This window comes from Geopseudomonas sagittaria (genome assembly GCF_900115715.1).
GTDB lineage: Bacteria > Pseudomonadota > Gammaproteobacteria > Pseudomonadales > Pseudomonadaceae > Geopseudomonas > Geopseudomonas sagittaria.
Genome location: NZ_FOXM01000004.1, coordinates 14,331 through 31,476, shown reverse-complemented (window position 1 = coordinate 31,476; position 17,146 = coordinate 14,331). Strand labels below are relative to the sequence as shown.

General features: G+C 68.5%; 15 protein-coding genes. 8 read left to right on the top strand and 7 right to left on the bottom strand.

Annotated features, from left to right (window positions below; all coding sequences use genetic code 11):
• Position 1: 1 nt before the first annotated feature.
• The 6 genes from BM297_RS06115 to dksA form a co-directional block, all read right to left on the bottom strand.
• Entirely contained in the window at positions 2-1,387 is a 1,386-nt protein-coding gene (locus tag BM297_RS06115; protein WP_092429348.1) for a polynucleotide adenylyltransferase PcnB, read from the bottom strand.
• Positions 1,388-2,194: 807 nt separating this feature from the next.
• Positions 2,195-3,616, bottom strand: coding sequence for a sigma-54-dependent transcriptional regulator (locus tag BM297_RS06110; protein WP_092429346.1), 1,422 nt, complete (start codon positions 3,614-3,616; stop codon positions 2,195-2,197).
• A 152-nt stretch (positions 3,617-3,768) separates the two neighbouring features.
• Positions 3,769-6,723 (bottom strand): sensor histidine kinase, encoded by a 2,955-nt coding sequence (locus BM297_RS06105; RefSeq protein ID WP_092429344.1) that lies wholly within the window; start codon positions 6,721-6,723, stop codon positions 3,769-3,771.
• Positions 6,707-6,883, bottom strand: a complete 177-nt coding sequence (locus BM297_RS06100; RefSeq protein ID WP_003095129.1) for a hypothetical protein — start codon at positions 6,881-6,883, stop codon at positions 6,707-6,709. Before BM297_RS06100 ends, BM297_RS06105 begins: the two co-directional genes overlap by 17 nt.
• Positions 6,884-6,968: 85 nt before the next feature.
• Positions 6,969-7,856, bottom strand: a complete 888-nt coding sequence (gene gluQRS / locus BM297_RS06095) for a tRNA glutamyl-Q(34) synthetase GluQRS (RefSeq protein WP_092429342.1) — start codon at positions 7,854-7,856, stop codon at positions 6,969-6,971.
• A 91-nt stretch (positions 7,857-7,947) separates the two neighbouring features.
• Positions 7,948-8,388 (bottom strand): RNA polymerase-binding protein DksA, encoded by a 441-nt coding sequence (gene dksA / locus BM297_RS06090; RefSeq protein ID WP_090308375.1) that lies wholly within the window; start codon positions 8,386-8,388, stop codon positions 7,948-7,950.
• Between the two features lie 194 nt (positions 8,389-8,582).
• On the opposite strand from dksA, the gene BM297_RS06085 reads away from it, so the two are divergent.
• Together BM297_RS06085 and sfsA are read left to right on the top strand one after the other, a co-directional pair.
• On the top strand, positions 8,583-9,764 hold the full coding sequence (locus BM297_RS06085; RefSeq protein WP_092429340.1) for a pyridoxal phosphate-dependent aminotransferase: 1,182 nt from the start codon (positions 8,583-8,585) through the stop codon (positions 9,762-9,764).
• A complete protein-coding gene (gene sfsA / locus BM297_RS06080; RefSeq protein WP_092429338.1) occupies positions 9,754-10,461 on the top strand; it encodes a DNA/RNA nuclease SfsA in 708 nt (235 codons plus the stop codon). Before BM297_RS06085 ends, sfsA begins: the two co-directional genes overlap by 11 nt.
• A 46-nt stretch (positions 10,462-10,507) precedes the next feature.
• On the opposite strand, the gene BM297_RS06075 is transcribed toward sfsA, so the two are convergent.
• Positions 10,508-10,825 carry a Rieske (2Fe-2S) protein gene (locus BM297_RS06075; protein ID WP_092429336.1) on the bottom strand — a complete coding sequence of 106 codons (318 nt, stop codon included), beginning with the start codon at positions 10,823-10,825 and terminating at the stop codon, positions 10,508-10,510.
• A gap of 185 nt (positions 10,826-11,010) precedes the next feature.
• Here BM297_RS06075 and BM297_RS06070 point away from each other — a divergent pair, with 185 nt between their 5' ends.
• From BM297_RS06070 to BM297_RS06045, 6 genes are all read left to right on the top strand, one after another.
• The gene (locus BM297_RS06070; RefSeq protein WP_092429859.1) at positions 11,011-11,991 is read left to right on the top strand and encodes a FecCD family ABC transporter permease; all 981 of its coding nucleotides are present in this window, start codon (positions 11,011-11,013) and stop codon (positions 11,989-11,991) included.
• On the top strand, positions 11,991-12,758 hold the full coding sequence (locus BM297_RS06065) for a heme ABC transporter ATP-binding protein (RefSeq protein ID WP_092429334.1): 768 nt from the start codon (positions 11,991-11,993) through the stop codon (positions 12,756-12,758). Before BM297_RS06070 ends, BM297_RS06065 begins: the two co-directional genes overlap by 1 nt.
• Positions 12,759-12,770: 12 nt before the next feature.
• On the top strand, positions 12,771-13,649 hold the full coding sequence (locus BM297_RS06060) for a ChaN family lipoprotein (protein ID WP_092429332.1): 879 nt from the start codon (positions 12,771-12,773) through the stop codon (positions 13,647-13,649).
• A 134-nt stretch (positions 13,650-13,783) separates the two neighbouring features.
• The gene (locus BM297_RS06055; protein WP_092429330.1) at positions 13,784-13,984 is read left to right on the top strand and encodes a hypothetical protein; all 201 of its coding nucleotides are present in this window, start codon (positions 13,784-13,786) and stop codon (positions 13,982-13,984) included.
• A gap of 13 nt (positions 13,985-13,997) precedes the next feature.
• Positions 13,998-16,775 carry a sensor histidine kinase gene (locus BM297_RS06050; RefSeq protein ID WP_092429328.1) on the top strand — a complete coding sequence of 926 codons (2,778 nt, stop codon included), beginning with the start codon at positions 13,998-14,000 and terminating at the stop codon, positions 16,773-16,775.
• On the top strand, positions 16,772-17,143 hold the full coding sequence (locus BM297_RS06045) for a response regulator transcription factor (RefSeq protein ID WP_092429326.1): 372 nt from the start codon (positions 16,772-16,774) through the stop codon (positions 17,141-17,143). Before BM297_RS06050 ends, BM297_RS06045 begins: the two co-directional genes overlap by 4 nt.
• The last annotated feature ends 3 nt before the right edge of the window (positions 17,144-17,146 follow it).

Sequence of the window (17,146 nt, the reverse complement as noted above, 5' to 3'; positions counted from 1 at the left end):
GTTACTCCTGCGACTGGCCGCTCGGCGCGCGCTTGCGCGGATTGCGCCGGCGCTTGCGCGGGGCCTTGGCGCCGTCGGGGCCGCTGCTCAGCTCGCGGATCATGTTGCGTCGCTCGCCGTCACTGACTTCCTGGTAGCGGGTCCACCAGTCGCCGAGGTCGCCGGTTTCTTCGCCGGCGCTTTCGCGCAGCAGCAGGAAGTCGTAGCCGGCGCGGAAGCGCGGGTTTTCCAGCAGCAGGTCGGCGCGGCGGCCCTGGCGGCGCGGCAGGCGTTCCTGCATGTCCCAGATTTCGCGCAGCGGCAGGGAGAAGCGCTTGGGAATAGCGGTGCGCCGGCACTGCTCGCCGATCACCTCGTGGGCGGCTTCCTGCAGCGCCGGAATCGGCGGCAGGCCGCTGGCCTGCAGGGCGGCGGCACGCGCGGGCAGCGCCGGCCAGAGCAGCGCGGCGAACAGGAACGCGGGGGTGACCGGCTTGCCGAGGCGGATGCGTTCGTCGGTATTGGCCAGCGCCTGACGGATCAGGCTGCCGACATACTCCGGCTCGCGCTTGAGCGCGGCGGCACTGGCCGGGAACAGCGGCGCGAACAGGCCGTACTCGCAGAGCAGGTCGAAGGTGCGCTCGCCCTGGCCGGCGAGAAACAGCTTGAGGACCTCGTCGAACAGGCGCGAGGCGGGAATGTCGTTGAGCAGGTGCGCCAGCTGGCGGATCGGTGCGGCGCTGTGCTTCTCGATGTCGAAGTCGAGTTTGGCGGCAAAGCGCACCGCGCGCAGCATGCGCACCGGGTCTTCCTGGTAGCGCTGGGTGGGATCGCCGATCAGACGCACCAGGCGGTTGCGGATGTCGTGCATGCCGTGGGCGTAGTCGAGGATGCGCTCGCTGGCCGGATCGTAGTACAGCGCGTTGATGGTGAAGTCGCGGCGCTGGGCGTCGTCTTCCTGGCTGCCATAGACGTTGTCGCGCAGGATGCGCCCGCTCTCGTTGCGCGCCGCCAGATGGCTGTCCTCGTCGTCCTCGCCCTGCGGGTGATTGGTACGGAAGGTGGCGACCTCGATGATCTCGCGGCCGAAGTGCACATGCACCAGCTTGAAGCGCCGGCCGATCACCCGGGCGTTGCGGAACTCGGCACGCACCTGTTCGGGCGTGGCGCTGGTGGCCACGTCGAAGTCCTTGGGCTCGACCCCCAGCAGCAGGTCGCGCACGCAGCCACCGACCAGGTAGGCCTGGTAGCCGGCTCGCTGCAGGCGATCGACCACGCCGACGGCATTGCGGCTGATCTGTTCGTGGCGCAGCGGGTGCTGGCTGCTGCCGAGAACTTCCGGCGTCGTGCGGACGGCGCGCGCGCGGCGCAGGGGGGAGCGGATGGACTGGAACAGCTTTTTCAGCATGGGCTACTGGTTACCGGATAGGGCGGGGGCAGGATCGGCCCCGCGCAATGGAGGCGAATTCTAGCACTGGCCGGTGGCGATGGTGAACGCGGGAGGGGCAAACGCGGAGGAGGTCGCGCCCGCGAAGGCGCACTTCGCGGCGCAAAGCACAAGGGGGAGCCTAGGCTCCCCCTTCAAGTCGGTCGTGCTTTGTTCTTTTTATGGCTACAGGCTTGTTGTTTTTGTTGATGGCCTGTCCGGACCTCGCGGTCCGCTGGCAGTCCCAAGTCGGGACCCAAGAACAAACGGATTACTTTGGACGCTGATGTTGCCACTCCCCTCGCGGGGTCAACCGGTTGCGGACGCTGCCTCGGGGCAGTTTTATTGTTCTCGTGCCGGTCGAGGGAGAACCCGTCGGGCAATTCCTCTCCAAAAGAATCAGTTTGCTGCGCCTCCACCCTGTTGTTCTTGTTGTGTTGGAGCCGTTACGTCTTGTTTTTGTTGTGTTGGTTCAGCGTTGTTGTTTTTGTTGTGCGATTACTAAAGCAGATGCTGTGCCAACTTTTAAAATTCCTTTTAAATCAATGGTTTGTGATTTTCAGGGGCTGCCGGCGGGGTGAAAAAAACCGGGTTCCCGTTACCGATGAACCCGGTGGCTGTTACGTGGCGGAGGCGGGGTAACACCTCGGAGCCTGTTCACGATCTGCTGCGCGTCGGTCATGCTGCGTTGCGATCGGTTTCGGAATGCTCATTTACCACTCGTAAACTCCGCTTCCTCAACCGATTTCGCCTTGCCTGGCGCTAGCTCGCGCGGTCGTGAGCGGGCTCTCAGGAGTCGGCCGAGGCCCCCGACTTGCGCCGCGGGATGCCCAGGCGCTGACGGCGTTCCCACAGGCATTTGCGGCTGATGCCGAGCTTGCGGGCCAGTTCGGTCTCGGTCATGTGGTCCTGGTGCTCGAGGACGAAGTGCTGGAAGTAGTCCTCCAGCGACAGGTTCTCCGCCGGTTCGCTGGCGCTGCTGGCGGAGGGCAGGGGATGCAGGTCGTCGACGAAGTTGTCCAGCAGGTCTCCCAGCTCGACATCGATGCCCAGCAGGTCGAGCGGGATGCTCGGGCTCTCGCAGAGGATCACCGCGCGCTCGATGGCGTTTTCCAGTTCGCGCACGTTGCCCGGCCAGTTGTAGTAGCGGATCGCCTTGAGCGCCTCGGCGGAGAACTGCAGCGGCTCGCGGCCCATGCGCGCGCACTGGCGGGCCAGGAACACCCGGGCGATCTCCAGCACGTCGTCCTCGCGCTCGCGCAGCGCCGGCAGGCGCAGCGAGATGACGTGCAGGCGGTAGTAGAGGTCCTCGCGGAACTGGCCGTTCTTGGCCAGGTTCTTCAGGTCGCGGTGGGTCGCGGCGATCAGGCGCACGTCGACCTTCTGTGACTGCACCGCGCCGACCCGGCGGATCTCGCCTTCCTGGAGGACGCGCAGCAGGCGGGCCTGGGCCTCCAATGGCAGCTCGCCGATCTCGTCGAGGAACAGGGTGCCGCCGTCGGCAGCCTCGACCAGGCCGGCACGCCCGGCGGTGGCGCCGGTGAAGGCGCCCTTCTCGTGGCCGAACAGCTCCGACTCGATCAGGGTTTCCGGGATCGCCGCGCAGTTCACCGAGATCAGCGGCGCCTTGGCGCGTTTCGACAGGTTGTGCAGGGCGCGCGCCACCAGCTCCTTGCCGGTGCCGGACTCGCCTTGGATCAGCACGGTGGAGTCGGTCGGCGCGACCTTGCGGATCTTGCCGTAGAGATCCTGCATGGCTGCACAGTTGCCGATGATGCCGATCTCGCCGCCCGCCGCGACCGGTCCATCGGCGGGCTCGGTCGTGGCACTGGCGGTCGCCGGCTCGGCGCTGCGGGCTTGCTGGCGCTCGCGCAGGATGCGCGCGACGGCCTGGAGCATTTCGTCGTGGTCGAAGGGCTTGGCGATGTAGTCGATCGCGCCGAGCTTCATCGAGTCGACCGCCGAGCGCAGGCTGGCGTAGCTGGTCATGATCAGCACCGGGGTACCGGCAGCCAGGCCGATCAGCTCGGTGCCCGGGGCGCCGGGCAGGCGCAGGTCGCTGAGCACCAGATCGAAGCTGGGGATGCTGTAGCGCTCCTGGGCCTCCTGCACCGAGCCGGCCTCGCTGACCTGGTACTGGTTGCGCTCAAGCAGGCGGCGCAATGCCGAGCGGATGATGGTTTCGTCTTCGACGATAAGGATATGTGCCATGTCTGTTCAGCTCTCGCGGCGTGCTCGGAAGCGGCTGGAAACTGTCTGTGCCGGTCTCTGCGGACGGCTTCGCGGGGGCGCCTGGCGGGGGCGGCGGGCTGACCGCCCGGTTGCACCTCGCCGGAGCGGTACGCTTGCAGTATCCATCGGCTTCACGGGTTCTCGGGGGCCGTCGGGCCGCCATAGCGCGGCAGGGTGATCCGGATGCGCGTGCCAAGCTGGCGCTGCGGATCTGCCGGGCTGTCGATGGTTATCAGTCCATAATGCTCCTCGATGATCGAATAGACCAGTGCGAGGCCCAAGCCGGTCCCTTTGCCGGGGTCTTTGGTGGTGAAGAAGGGCTCGAACAGGCGGTCGACGATCGACTTGGGAATCCCCGAACCCTCGTCCTCGACAGTCAGCTCGATGGTCTGCTCGCTGGCCTCGGTGCGCACGCGGATGGCGCCGCCGGGGGGCGAGGCGTCGCGGGCGTTGGACAGCAGGTTGATCAGCACCTGGGCCAGGCGCTGCGGGTCACCCTCGATCCAGTGTTGCGGGTCGCACAGGTTGAAGTACTGCACGTCGTAGTCGCGGTTGAGCGACAGCAGGCTGATCGCCTCGCGGGCCACTTCGGCCAGGCACACCGGTTCGCTGGCCTGCTGGCGGCCGCCGGCGTGGGCGAAGCTCATCAGCGACTGGACGATGCGGGTGATGCGCTTGGTCTGTTCGATGATCTGCTGGCTGGTCTCGATGATCTCGGCGTCGCCCTCGCGCTCCTCGCGCAGGTTCTGCGCCAGGCAGGCGATGCCGGTGACCGGGTTGCCGATCTCGTGGGCCACCCCGGCGGCTAGGCGACCGATCGAGGCCAGGCGCTCGGAGTGGATCAGCCGATCCTCGAGCAGCTGGGTTTCGGTGAGGTCCTCGACCAGCAGCACCAGGCCGCTGTTGCCGGGGGCCAGCGGCTCGTCGATGGCCGCCTTGTGCAGGTTGAGCCAGCGGGTCTGGCCGTCGAGGGCCAGGCGCTGCTTGTGAAGGTGCTCGTCGGGGGCATCGATGAAGGTGCTCAGCAGCTCGCGCCACGGCTCGGGCAGCGTATCCAGACGCGAGCCGACCACGCGCTGCGCCTCGATCCCGGTGAGCTCTTCCATGGCCCGGTTCCACTTGAGGATCTCCCGGTCCTTGGCCAGCGAGCAGACGCCCATCGGCAGCTCCTGCAGGGTCTGCCGGTGGTAGCGGCGCAGGGCGTCGAGCTCGGCGGCCAGGCCGGTGAGGCGCGACTGGTAGTCTTCCAGGCGGCTCTCGATGAAGTGGATGTCCTCGGTGACGTAGCTCTCGCTGCCCGACTTGTAGGGCAGGAAGTTCTCGACGATGTCCTGGGCCACGCTCGGCCCCATCAGCCCGGACAGGTTGGCCTCGAGACGGTCGCGCAGGCGGCGCAGGGCGTAGGGGCGCTGTTCGTCGAAGGGCAGCTGCAGATCGCGCAGGGCCTGCTCCACCTCGCGCTGGGCGGTGCGTGCGCCGAGCGGCTTGGCCAGTTCGGCGGCGAACTCCTGCGGCGAGGTGGCGACCAGGTCGCGGCGCTGCGGACGGCGCACGTTGTCCACCGCGCAGGCCTCGGCGGCGCTCTGCTCCTCGCTGCTGGGTTCGGTGAACAGCGAAACCAGGGTGAACGCCAGCACGTTGGCGGCCAGCGAGGCGATCGCCGCCAGGTGCCAGCTGGTGTCGTCGAGCACGTAGACCAGGTCCAGCAGCGGCAGGTAGAAGCCCGGCACCTCGCCGATCAGCGGCAGCAGCATGGTCAGCAGCCAGACGCTGGTGCCGGCGATCAGCCCGGCGATGTAGCCGCGGCGGTTGGCGGTCGGCCAGTACAGTACCGACAGCGCGCCGGGCAGGAACTGCAGGGTGGCGACGAAGGACACGGTACCCAGGTGCGAGAGGTTCTGGCCCGAGGCGATCAGCTGGTAGAAGCCGTAGCTGGCGGCGATGATCGCGACGATCAGGCCGCGGCGGGTCCACTTCAGCCAGCGGTAGATGTTGCCCTCGGCCGGCGGCTGGTACAGCGGCAGCACGAGGTGGTTGAGCACCATGCCCGACAGGGCGAGGGTGACGACGATGACCAGGCCGCTGGCGGCGGACAGGCCGCCGACATAGGCGGCGAGCACCAGCCAGGGATTCTCCACGGCCAGACCGATGCCGAGGGTGAAGTATTGCGGTTCGGTGGCGACGCCGAGCCTGAGGCCGCTCCACAGGATCGGCGGCACCGCCAGGCTCATCAGCAGCAGGAACAGCGGCAGGGCCCAGCTGGCGGTGACCAGGCCGCGCGGGTTGAGGTTCTCGGTGAAGGCCATGTGGAACATGTGCGGCATGACGATGGCCGAGGCGAAGAACACCAGCAGCAGGGTGCGCCAGGGGCCTTCCTGCAGCGGCGTGTGCAGGGTGGTCAGGGCGGTCTGGTTCTGCAGCAGCCACTGCTCGAGGTCGTTCGGTCCGCCGAACACGCCGAACAGCGCGTACAGGCCGATGGCGGTCATGGCGCACAGCTTGACCAGCGACTCGAAGGCGATGGCCATCACCAGTCCCTCATGACGCTCGCGGGTGGCGATATGGCGGGCGCCGAACAGGATGGTGAACAGGGTGAGCAGCGCGCAGAAGCCGAGCGCCACCAGTTCGCGGATCGGCTCGCCGGTGATGATGCCGACGGTATCGGCGATCGCCTGGATCTGTAGGGCGAGCAGTGGCAGCACTGCGATCAGCATGAACACTGTGGTCAGGGTGCCGGCCCAGGTGCTGCGAAAGCGGAAGGCGAACAGGTCGGCCAGCGAGGCCAGCTGGTAGGTGCGGGTCAGGCGCAGGATCGGGTGCAGCAGCACCGGGGCCAGCAGGAAGGCGCCGGAAAGGCCCAGGTAGATGGCCAGGAAGCCGTAGCCGTACTGGTAGGCCAGATCCACCGCGCCATAGAACGCCCAGGCACTGGCGTACACGCCCAGCGACAGGGTGTAGACCAGCGGGTGGCGCACCAGCGAGCGGAGCACGCCGCCACGCTCGGTCAGCCAAGCGATGCCGAACAGCACCAGCAGGTAGACGGCGCTGATCAGCAGCAGGTGGGTCAGGTTAAAGCTCGTCGGCATCGCGCTGGCTCTGGAGGATGAAGGTGACGACGATCAGGATCAGCCAGAGCAGGTAGGGTCGGTACCAGGCGCCGTTGGGGTCGATCCACCAGTCCATGATGGCCGGGGAGAACAGGTAGATCCCCACCACCAGGAGCAGGACCAGCCGGTAGATATACATGGAGTGCCTCGTCGTTGGATGACCGGATGGTAACGGAGGCGGGGACGAAGCAGAAGCATGCGGTAACACAGCGCGGTTTGCGCTGTTACCGCACCAGCGCCTCGGCCAGGCTCGGCTGGCGCAGGATGGCGGCCGGATTCCAGTGGCGCACGCCCCAGCTCAGCACCTCGCGGGCGTTACCTTGCGCCAGTTCGGCCGGCGGCTGCTGGCCGAGGGCGCGCAGGGCGCGGCTCAGCAGGGCGGGCGCCTGGTCGGCCGGCAGCGGCGGCGAGCGGTAGGACTTGCCCAGCTTGTGGCCGTCCGGCTGCAGCAGCAGGGGGATGTGCAGGTAGCGCGGCTGCGGCAGGCCGAACAGTTCCTGCAGGTACAGCTGGCGCGGCGTGGAGTCGAGCAGGTCGGCGCCGCGGACGATGTCGGTGACGCCCTGCCAGGCGTCGTCGAGCACCACCGCCAGCTGGTAGGCGTACAGGCCGTCACGGCGGCGGATGACGAAGTCGCCGACCTCGCGGGCGAGGTTCTGGGCGAACTCGCCCTGCACGCGGTCGACGAAGCGGTACTCTGCATCCGGCACGCGCAGGCGAATGGCGGCATCCGTCGTTGATCGCCGGGCGTCGCGGCAGGTGCCGGGGTAGATCGACTGGCCTTCGAGCTGCTTGCGCGAGCAGGTGCAGGCGTAGGCCAGGCCGCGGGCCAGCAGCGCGTCCACCGCGGCGGCGTAGGCGCCATGGCGGGCGCTCTGCCGTTCCACCGCGCCGTCCCACTCGAAGCCGTAGGTTTCCAGGGTGCGCAGGATGGCGTCCTGCGCGCCGGGGACTTCACGGGGGGGGTCGAGGTCCTCCATGCGCAGCAGCCAGCGGCCGCCGGCAGCGCGGGCGTCGAGGTAGGAGGCGAGGGCGGCGACCAGCGAGCCGAAGTGCAGGTAGCCGCTGGGCGTGGGGGCGAAGCGGCCGGTGTAGGCGGAGGGTGTGCTCATCGGCAGGCGCGGCGTGACATGGGGGTGCGTGTACCCGCACGGGCGGCGGGCAGCAGAAACAGCACGGGGCGCCGTGGCGCCCCGTTGCGGGTCAGGAACCCAGCTGCTTTTCCTTGATTTCGGCAAGGGTCTTGCAGTCGATGCACAGGGTGGCGGTCGGCCGCGCCTCGAGGCGGCGGATGCCGATCTCGACGCCGCAGGAGTCGCACCAGCCGTACTCGTTGTCCTCGATCAGCTGCAGGGTTTCGTCGATCTTCTTGATCAGCTTGCGCTCGCGATCGCGGGTGCGCAGCTCCAGGCTGAACTCTTCTTCCTGGCTGGCGCGGTCGGCCGGATCGGGGAAGTTGGCGGCCTCGTCCTGCATGTGGTGCACGGTGCGGTCGACCTCCTCCATCAGCTCCAGCTTCCACTGGTTGAGGATGCCGGTGAAGTGGGCGCGCATCTTGTCGCCCATGTACTCCTCGCCCTTGGTTTCCTGGTAGGGCTCGAAGGCGCGGATCTTTGTGCTTTTGTCTTGGGTCTTGGTCGGCATGATATGTCCGCCTCTCACGTTCGCTAATCCCGTACGCAGGTTGTGTCCATCTTCGGCAGTCTAGCCGTGCCTGCGTTTGCAAGCGGGCGAACCTACCAGAATCCCCAGGCGGACGCCAGCCCGGCGCTCGCGGCGTCTGCCATGCTGGGCAACAGTTGGCTAGAATCCCCCTTTGCCTGATCCCGGAGGGCCGCATGGCTCCGCTCTTCAGCGCGCGCAGTCGCGCCATCGAACCCTTTCACGTCATGGCCCTGCTGGGTCGTGCCCACGAGCTGCAGGCCGCCGGCCACGACGTGATCCACCTGGAAATCGGCGAGCCGGATTTCGCCACCGCCGAGCCCATCGTGCGTGCCGGTCAGGCCGCCCTGGCGGCCGGACATACCCGCTATACCGCCGCGCGCGGCTTGCCGGCGCTGCGCGAGGCGCTGGCTGGCTTTTATGCCCAGCGCTACGCAGTGAGCATAGACCCCGAGCGCATCCTCATCACCCCCGGCGGCAGCGGTGCCCTGCTGCTGGCCAGCGCCCTGCTGGTGGACCCGGGCAAGCACTGGCTGCTGGCCGATCCCGGCTATCCGTGTAACCGCCACTTCCTGCGCCTGGTTGAGGGCGATGCGCAGTTGGTGCCGGTGGGGCCGGAGTCGAACTACCAGCTGACCCCGGAGCTGGTCGAGCAGCACTGGAATGGCGACAGCGTCGGCGCCCTGCTGGCCTCGCCGGCCAATCCCACCGGCAGCGTGCTCAGTCGCGAGCAGCTGGCGGGGTTGTCCAGCGCCCTGCGCGCGCGCGGCGGCCAGCTGCTGGTGGACGAGATCTACCACGGGCTGACCTATGGCCTGGATGCGCCCAGCGTGCTGGAGGTGGACGACGAGGCCTATGTGCTCAACAGCTTCTCCAAGTACTTCGGCATGACCGGCTGGCGCCTGGGCTGGCTGGTGGCACCGGAAAACGCCGTGCCGTCACTGGAGAAGCTGGCGCAGAACCTCTACATCAGCGCGCCGACAATTGCCCAGCATGCCGCGCTGGCCTGTTTCGAGCCGGACACCCTGACGATCCTCGAGGCGCGCCGCGCCGAGTTCGCCCGCCGTCGCGACTACCTGCTGCCGGCCCTGCGTGCGCTGGGTTTCCGCATCGCCGTGGAGCCGCAGGGCGCTTTCTACCTGTACGCCGACATCTCGGCGTTTGGCGGCGACGCCTACGCCTTCTGCCAGCATTTCCTCGAGACCGAGCACGTGGCGATCACCCCGGGGCTGGACTTCGGTCGCCATCTGGCCACCCGTCACGTGCGCTTCGCCTACACCCAGAGCTTGCCGCGCCTGGAGCAGGCGGTCGAGCGCATCGCCCGCGGCCTGAAGAGCTGGAATCCCCATGCAGTTTGATCCGCCGCTGGAGGAGGGCCGCCTGCTGCGCCGCTACAAGCGCTTTCTCGCCGACATCGAGACGTTGCAGGGCGAGGCGTTGACCATCCACTGCCCAAACACCGGCTCGATGCTCAACTGCATGGCCGAGGGCGGGCGGGTCTGGTTCAGCCGCTCGAACGATCCGAAGCGCAAGCTGCCGGGCACCTGGGAGCTCAGCGAGACGCCGCAGGGGCGCCTGGCCTGCGTCAACACCGCACGCGCCAATGCCTTGGTGGCGGAGGCGTTGCGCGCCGGGACGATCGCCGAACTGGCCGGTTTCGCCGGACTCCGGCGCGAGGTGCGTTACGGCGCGGAAAACAGCCGGGTTGATTTCTGTCTCGACTTTGCCCACGGCAGCGCCTTCGTCGAGGTCAAGAGCGTCACCCTGGGTTTCGACGCCACGCCGGTGGCGGCCTTCCCCGACGCGCGCACCGAGCGCGGCAGCAAGCACCTGCGCGAGCTGGCGACGCTGGCGCGGCAGGGGGTTCGCGCGGTACAGCTGTATTGCGTGAATCTCACCGGCGTCGAAGCGGTACGCCCGGCGGCGGAGATCGACCCGCGCTACGCCGCGGCGTTGCGGGAAGCGGTGGACGCCGGCGTGGAGGTGCTGGCCTACGGTGCTGAGCTGTCGCCCGCGGGTATCCGCTTGAGCCGGCGGCTGGAGGTCATTCTGTAGGATGCACGCTGCGCACCGTTGCTATATAGCGGGGCGTGCCGCGCGCCTAAACATCCACCCAGATGCCGTCGTCCTGCTCGCGGCAGGGCAGGGTCTCGAGGCTTTCCCCGGCGCAGGGGCCGGCCACGCATTCGCCGGACTCGATGAGAAACAGTGCGCCGTGGGTCGCGCACTGGATCAGGCTGGCGCTGTCGTCGAGGAACCGGTCGGGCTGCCATTCCAGCGGGATGCCGCGATGCGGGCAACGGTTGCGGTAGGCGTAGGCGCGTCCCTCGCGGCGCACCAGCAGCAGGCTGCTGCCGTCGATGACGAAGCCGCGGCTGCTGCCCTCGGGCAGTTCATTGCTGTTGCACAGGCGCTGCATGTGGGTTCCCCTGCAAAGCAGCCGATTATCCGCGCGGGCCGGCGTGTCTGCCAAGTCGGCGGGCTGGCCGTGGCCGCCGCGGCCTCTTATGCTGCTGCGCTGTGCCTTCTGGAACATCGACTCCCGTGACAACTCCCCCCGCCTCCGGCCGCGCGCTGATCCCGGCCCTGCTGCTCCTGCTGGCGCTGGCCTTCTGGTTGGCCCTGGCGCTCGGTCCGCTCAGCCTGCCGCTGGGCGACAGCCTGCGCGCGCTGCTGCGCCTGGCCGGCCTGCCGCTGGACGGCAGCGACCTGGCGCAGGCCGAGCTGATCATCGGCCAGATCCGCTTGCCGCGGGCGCTGCTCGCGCTGGTGGTGGGGGCGGTGCTGGCGCTGTGCGGGGTGGCGATGCAGGGCCTGTTCCGCAACCCGTTGGCCGATCCCGGGCTGGTGGGGGTGTCCAGTGGGGCGGCGCTGGGTGCCGCGCTGGCCATAGTCGGCGGCGCCCTGTTCGGCGGCACGCCGGCGTGGCTGGTGCCCTGGTTGCTGTCGGCCTGCGCCTTTGCCGGCGGCCTCGGGGTGACCGCGCTGGTCTACCGGCTGGGACGGCGCGACGGCCAGACCAGCGTTGCGACCATGTTGCTGGCCGGCATCGCCCTGAGTGCGCTGGCCGGCGCGGGCATCGGCCTGTTCAGCTACCTGGCCGACGATGCCACCCTGCGCACCCTGACCTTCTGGAACCTCGGCAGCCTCAATGGCGCCAGTTATGCGCGGCTGTGGCCGCTGCTGCTGGTCGGCAGCGGTGTGGCGCTGTGGCTGCCGCGGCGGGCCGCGGCCCTGAATGCGCTGCTGCTCGGCGAGTCGGAGGCGCGCCATCTCGGCTTCGAGGTCGAGCGCCTGAAGCGCGAGCTGGTGCTGTGCACCGCGCTGGGGGTCGGCGCCGCGGTGGCGGCGGCCGGGATGATCGGCTTCGTAGGTCTGGTGGTGCCGCATCTGGTGCGCCTGCTCACCGGGCCGGATCACCGCCGCCTGCTGCCGGCCGCTGCGCTGGCCGGAGCGAGCCTGCTGCTGCTTGCCGACCTGGCCGCACGCCTGCTGCTGGCGCCGGCGGAACTGCCGATCGGCACCCTGACCGCGCTGCTCGGTGCGCCCTTCTTTCTCTACCTGCTGCTGCGGGAGCGCTTCTGATGTTGCGTGCCGAGCAGTTGGCGGTCTGCCGTGGCTCCTGCACGGTGCTGGCGGATATCGACCTCGCCCTGCGTCCCGGCGAGGTGTTCGGTGTGCTCGGCCCCAACGGGGCCGGCAAGAGTACCCTGCTCGGCGCCCTCAGTGGCGAGTTGGCGCCGGCGCACGGGCGGGTATTGCTGGATGGGCGCGACCTGGCCGCCTGGCCGGGGCGCGAACGGGCGTGCCGCCTGGCCGTGCTGCCGCAGAGTTCGACCCTGGGTTTCGCCTTTCGTGTCGAGCAGGTGGTGGCCATGGGCCGTCTGCCGCATGCCAGCGGGCAGCAGCGCGACGGGGAGATCGTCGCCGAGGCGCTGGCCGCGGCGGATGCCAGCCACCTGGCCGGGCGCAGTTATCTGGCCCTGTCCGGTGGCGAGCGCCAGCGCGTGCATCTGGCGCGCATTCTGGCCCAGTTGTGGCCGGGGGCGGCGGGCCAGGTAGTGCTGCTCGACGAGCCGACCTCGATGCTCGATCCGCTGCACCAGCACAGCATCCTGCAGGTCGTGCAGGCGCTGGCGGCGCGCGGCGTGGCGGTGCTGGTGATCCTCCACGACCTCAACCTGGCGGCGCGCTATTGTGATCGCCTGCTGCTGCTCCAGCGCGGGCGCGTGCATACGCTCGGCACGCCCGAGCAGGTGCTGCAGTGTGCGCCGCTGCAGGCGGTGTTCGGCCTCGAGGTGCTGGTGCAGCGCCACCCCGAACGCGGTCATCCGCTGATCATCGCGCGCTGAGGAGGACCGTCGATGCGCATCCTGTTGCTCTGTTGCCTGGCCCTGCTGGCCGCCTGCCACAGCCTGCCGCCATTGCCGGCCTGGCAGAGTCCCGGGGGGCGCACCCATGCCGACCTTGGCGTGATCCGCGACCTGCGCACGGGCGAGCGGCTGACCCCGGCGCAGCTTGTCGAACGCCTGGCGGGCGCCGAGCGGTTGCTGATCGGCGAGCAGCATGACAATCCGGATCACCACGCCCTGCAGCTGTGGCTGCTGCAGGCGCTGGAACAGCGGCGCGCGCCGGGCAGCCTGCTGCTGGAGATGTTCGAGCCCGGCCAGCAGGCGCGGGTCGACGCGGTGCGTGGGGCGGTCAGGCGCGGTGACTGGCCTGCCGACCTGCCGCAGGCACTGGCCTGGCAGCGGGGTTGGGACTGGCAGCAGTACGCCGGCCTGATCCGTCACTCCCTGGCGCAGCCGGAGCCGTTGCTGGCGGCCAACCTCGACCGCGCCGAAGTAGGCCAGATCTACCGCTCCCTGCCGGTATTGCGCGGGGAGGCCGCCGTGGCGCCTGCCGTGCGCGCGCAACTGCTCGAGCAGATCCGCGAAGCGCACTGCGGCCAGCTGCCGGAAAGCCAGCTGCCGGCGATGCTCGCCGTGCAGCAGCAGCGCGACCGGCGCATGGCCGAACGTTTGTTGGCGGCGCCGAAGCCGGCGATCCTGCTGGCCGGGGCCTTCCATGTGCGCCGCGATCTGGGTGTGCCTTTGCATCTGGCCGACCTGGGGGTTGCCGGGGGACTGCAGGTGCTGCAGTTGGCCGAGGTGGGCAGGCCGGTCGCGGCGACCCAGGCCGACTTCGTCTGGTACACGCCGGCCCTGCCGGTGCGAGACTATTGTGCCGGTCTGGGTGGCTGAGTCGGCCGCGCCGCGCGTCAAAAAAGCGTGGTCGCAGGCGGGGGCTTCGCCGATATTTCGGGCCGCAATTAATGCGCGAGCGGCCAGTGCGGAGCATGAATAATCGGCCACACTTGGCCTAGGAGGTGAAGCCCATGGCCAATCGCACGCTGCGGGCGCAGCGCCTGGTGGCGCTGTTCATGCTGGGCTGCCTGCTGTTCAGCTACCCCTTGCTGGCACTGTTCGACAGTGACGACCGGGTGTTCGGCATTCCGTTGCTGTTCGCCTACCTGTTCGCCGCCTGGGCGCTGCTGATCGTCCTGATGATGCTGGTCATCGAGCGCTCGAACCGATGAGGGAGCACTGTGCATGCAGCTCGGTGGCCTGATCCTGCTGACCTCCTGCGCCTACCTGGGCATCCTCTTCGCAATCGCCTACTGGGGTGACAAGCGCGCCGACGCCGGCCGTTCGATCATCGCCAACCCCTACATCTACGCGCTGTCCATGGCCGTCTACGCCACCTCATGGACCTTCTACGGCAGCGTCGGCCGGGCGGCGGCCAGCGGCGTCGGCTTCCTGCCGATCTATCTCGGCCCGACCCTGATGGCGGCGCTGTTCTGGCTGGTGCTGCGCAAGATGATCCGCATCAGCAAGGCCAACCGCATCACCTCGATCGCCGACTTCATCGCCGCCCGCTACGGCAAGAGCGCGCTGCTCGGCGGCCTGGTGACGCTGATCGCGGTGATCGGGGTGATCCCCTATATCGCCCTGCAACTGAAGGCGGTCTCCAGCAGTTTCCTGATCCTCTGGCAGTACCCGGAAATCCGCATGCCCAACCAGGGTCAGGCGCTCGGCCCGTTGCAGGACACCGCGCTGTATGTGGCGCTGTTGCTGGCGCTGTTCACCATCGTCTTCGGTACCCGCCACCTGGATGCCACCGAGCGTCACGAAGGCATGGTGGCGGCCATCGCCTTCGAATCGCTGGTCAAGCTGCTGGCCTTCCTGGCGGTGGGCATCTTCGTCACCTTCGGCCTCTACCACGGCTTCGCCGATCTTTTCGCCCAGGCCGCGCGGCTGCCCGACATCGACCGCCTGCTGACCCTCGGCGGCCCCGCCGGCACCTACGGCTCCTGGGCTTCGCTGATCTTCCTGTCGATGCTGTCGATCCTCTTCCTGCCGCGCCAGTTCCAGATCAGCGTGGTGGAGAACGTCAACGAGAACCACCTGGCCAAGGCCATCTGGCTGTTCCCGCTGTACCTGCTGGCGATCAACGTGTTCGTTCTGCCGATCACCTTCGCCGGACTGATGCAGTTTCCCGCCGGCACGGTGGACGCCGACGCCTTCGTCCTCACCCTGCCGATGGCCCACAGCCAAGAGGCGCTGGCGCTGCTGGTGTTCGTCGGCGGGCTGTCGGCGGCCACCGGCATGGTCATCGTCGAGACCATCGCGCTGTCGACGATGATCTGCAACGACCTGGCGATGCCCCTGCTGTTGCGCTGGAAGGCCTTCGGCCTAGCCCAGCGCCACGATCTCTCGGGGCTGCTGCTGGGCATTCGGCGCGGCGCCATCCTGCTGCTGATGCTGCTCGGCTACCTGTACTATCGCGCGGCCGGCGAGGCCTATGCGCTGGTGTCGATCGGCCTGGTCTCGTTCGCCGCGGTGGCGCAGTTCGCCCCGGCCATGCTCGGCGGCATGTACTGGAAGCAGGGCACCCGCGCCGGCGCCCTGAGTGGCCTGTCGCTGGGTTTCCTGCTGTGGGCCTACACCCTGTTGCTGCCGGCGTTCGCCAAGTCCGGTTGGCTGCCGCTGAGCTTCATCGAGCAGGGGCCGCTGGCCATCTCCTGGCTCAAGCCGCTGGCGCTGTTTGGCCTGACCGGGTTGGACGAGATCGGCCACTCGCTGTTCTGGAGCCTGCTGGGCAACCTCGGCGCCTATGTCGGGGTGTCGCTGTTCGGCCGGCAGAGCAGCCGCGAACATGCCCAGGCGCTGTTGTTCGTCGATGCCTTCAAGGTTGCCGGGCGCGGCTCCAGCCTGTGGCGCGGCAGCGCCTCGGTCAGCGAGGTGATCGCTCTGGTCGGCCGCTTCCTCGGCCCGGCGCGCGCCGCCGAGGCCTTCGCCGGCTACGCCGCGCAACTTGGCCTGGCCTCCAGCGCCGAGCTGGTGCCGGATGCCGACCTGGTGCAATTCGCCGAGCAGCAACTGGCCGGCGCCATCGGCACCGCCTCGGCGCGGGTAATGCTGGCCTCGGTGGTGCAGGAGGAGCCGCTGGGCATGGACGAGGTGCTCGGCATCCTCGACGAAGCCTCGCAGGTGCTGGCCTACAGCCGGCGCCTGGAGCAGCAGTCGCACGAGCTGGAGGCGGCCACTGGCGAACTGCGTGCGGCCAACGCGCGGCTGCAGGAACTCGACCGCTTGAAGGACGATTTCATCTCTACCGTGACCCACGAGCTGCGCACGCCGCTGACCTCGATCCGCGCCTTCTCCGAGATCCTCAACGATAATCCGGAGCTGGAGCCGGCGCAGCGCGCGCGTTTCATCGCCATCATCGTCAAGGAGAGCGAGCGCCTGACGCGGATGATCAACCAGGTGCTGGACCTGGCCAAGCTCGAGTCGGGTCGCGCCGAGTGGCACAGCGCCGCGCTCGACCTGACGGAGGTGATCGAGGACGCGGTGGCCACCACCAGCCAGCTGCTGCGGGAGCAGGGCGTGCAGCTCAGCCTCGACCTGCCGGCCCAGGTGCCGCCGGTGCTGGCCGATCGCGACCGCCTGCTGCAGGTGCTGCTAAACCTGATTTCCAACGCGGCGAAGTTCTGCGCCCGCCAGGCCGGGCGCATCGACATCGCCGTGCAGGTGCTGCCCGAGGCGCTGCAGGTGGCGGTACGCGATAACGGTGACGGCATCGATCCGGCCGACCAGCAGACCATCTTCGAGAAATTCCGCCAGGTCGGCGACAATCTCACCGAGAAACCCCAGGGCACCGGCCTGGGCCTGCCGATCAGCCGGCAGATCATCGAGCATTTCGGAGGCCAACTGTGGGTGGAGAGCGCCCGCGGGCAGGGCGCGACCTTTTCCTTTACCCTGCCTTTAGGGGCGCCGACACCTGCCGCCGAACGCTTCTCGGGCCGCGATACGGAGAACAGAGCATGAGCAAGAGCGTATTGATCGCCGATGACGAGCCGAACATCGTCATTTCCCTGGAGTTTCTGCTCGAACAGGCTGGCTACCGGACCCGCGTCGCCCACGATGGCCAGGACGCGCTGGAGGCGATCCAGCGCCAGCCGCCCGACCTGGTCCTGCTCGACGTGATGATGCCGAACCTGAGCGGCTACGACCTGTGCCAGAAGATCCGCGAGAACCCGGCCTGGCAGCACATGCGCATCGTGATGCTGACTGCCAAGGGCCGCGAGGTGGAGGTCAGCAAGGGCCTGGCATTGGGCGCCGATGCTTACATTACCAAGCCCTTCTCGACCCAGGAGCTGCTGGCGCAGGTGCGCGACCTGCTGGCGGACCGCTAGCCG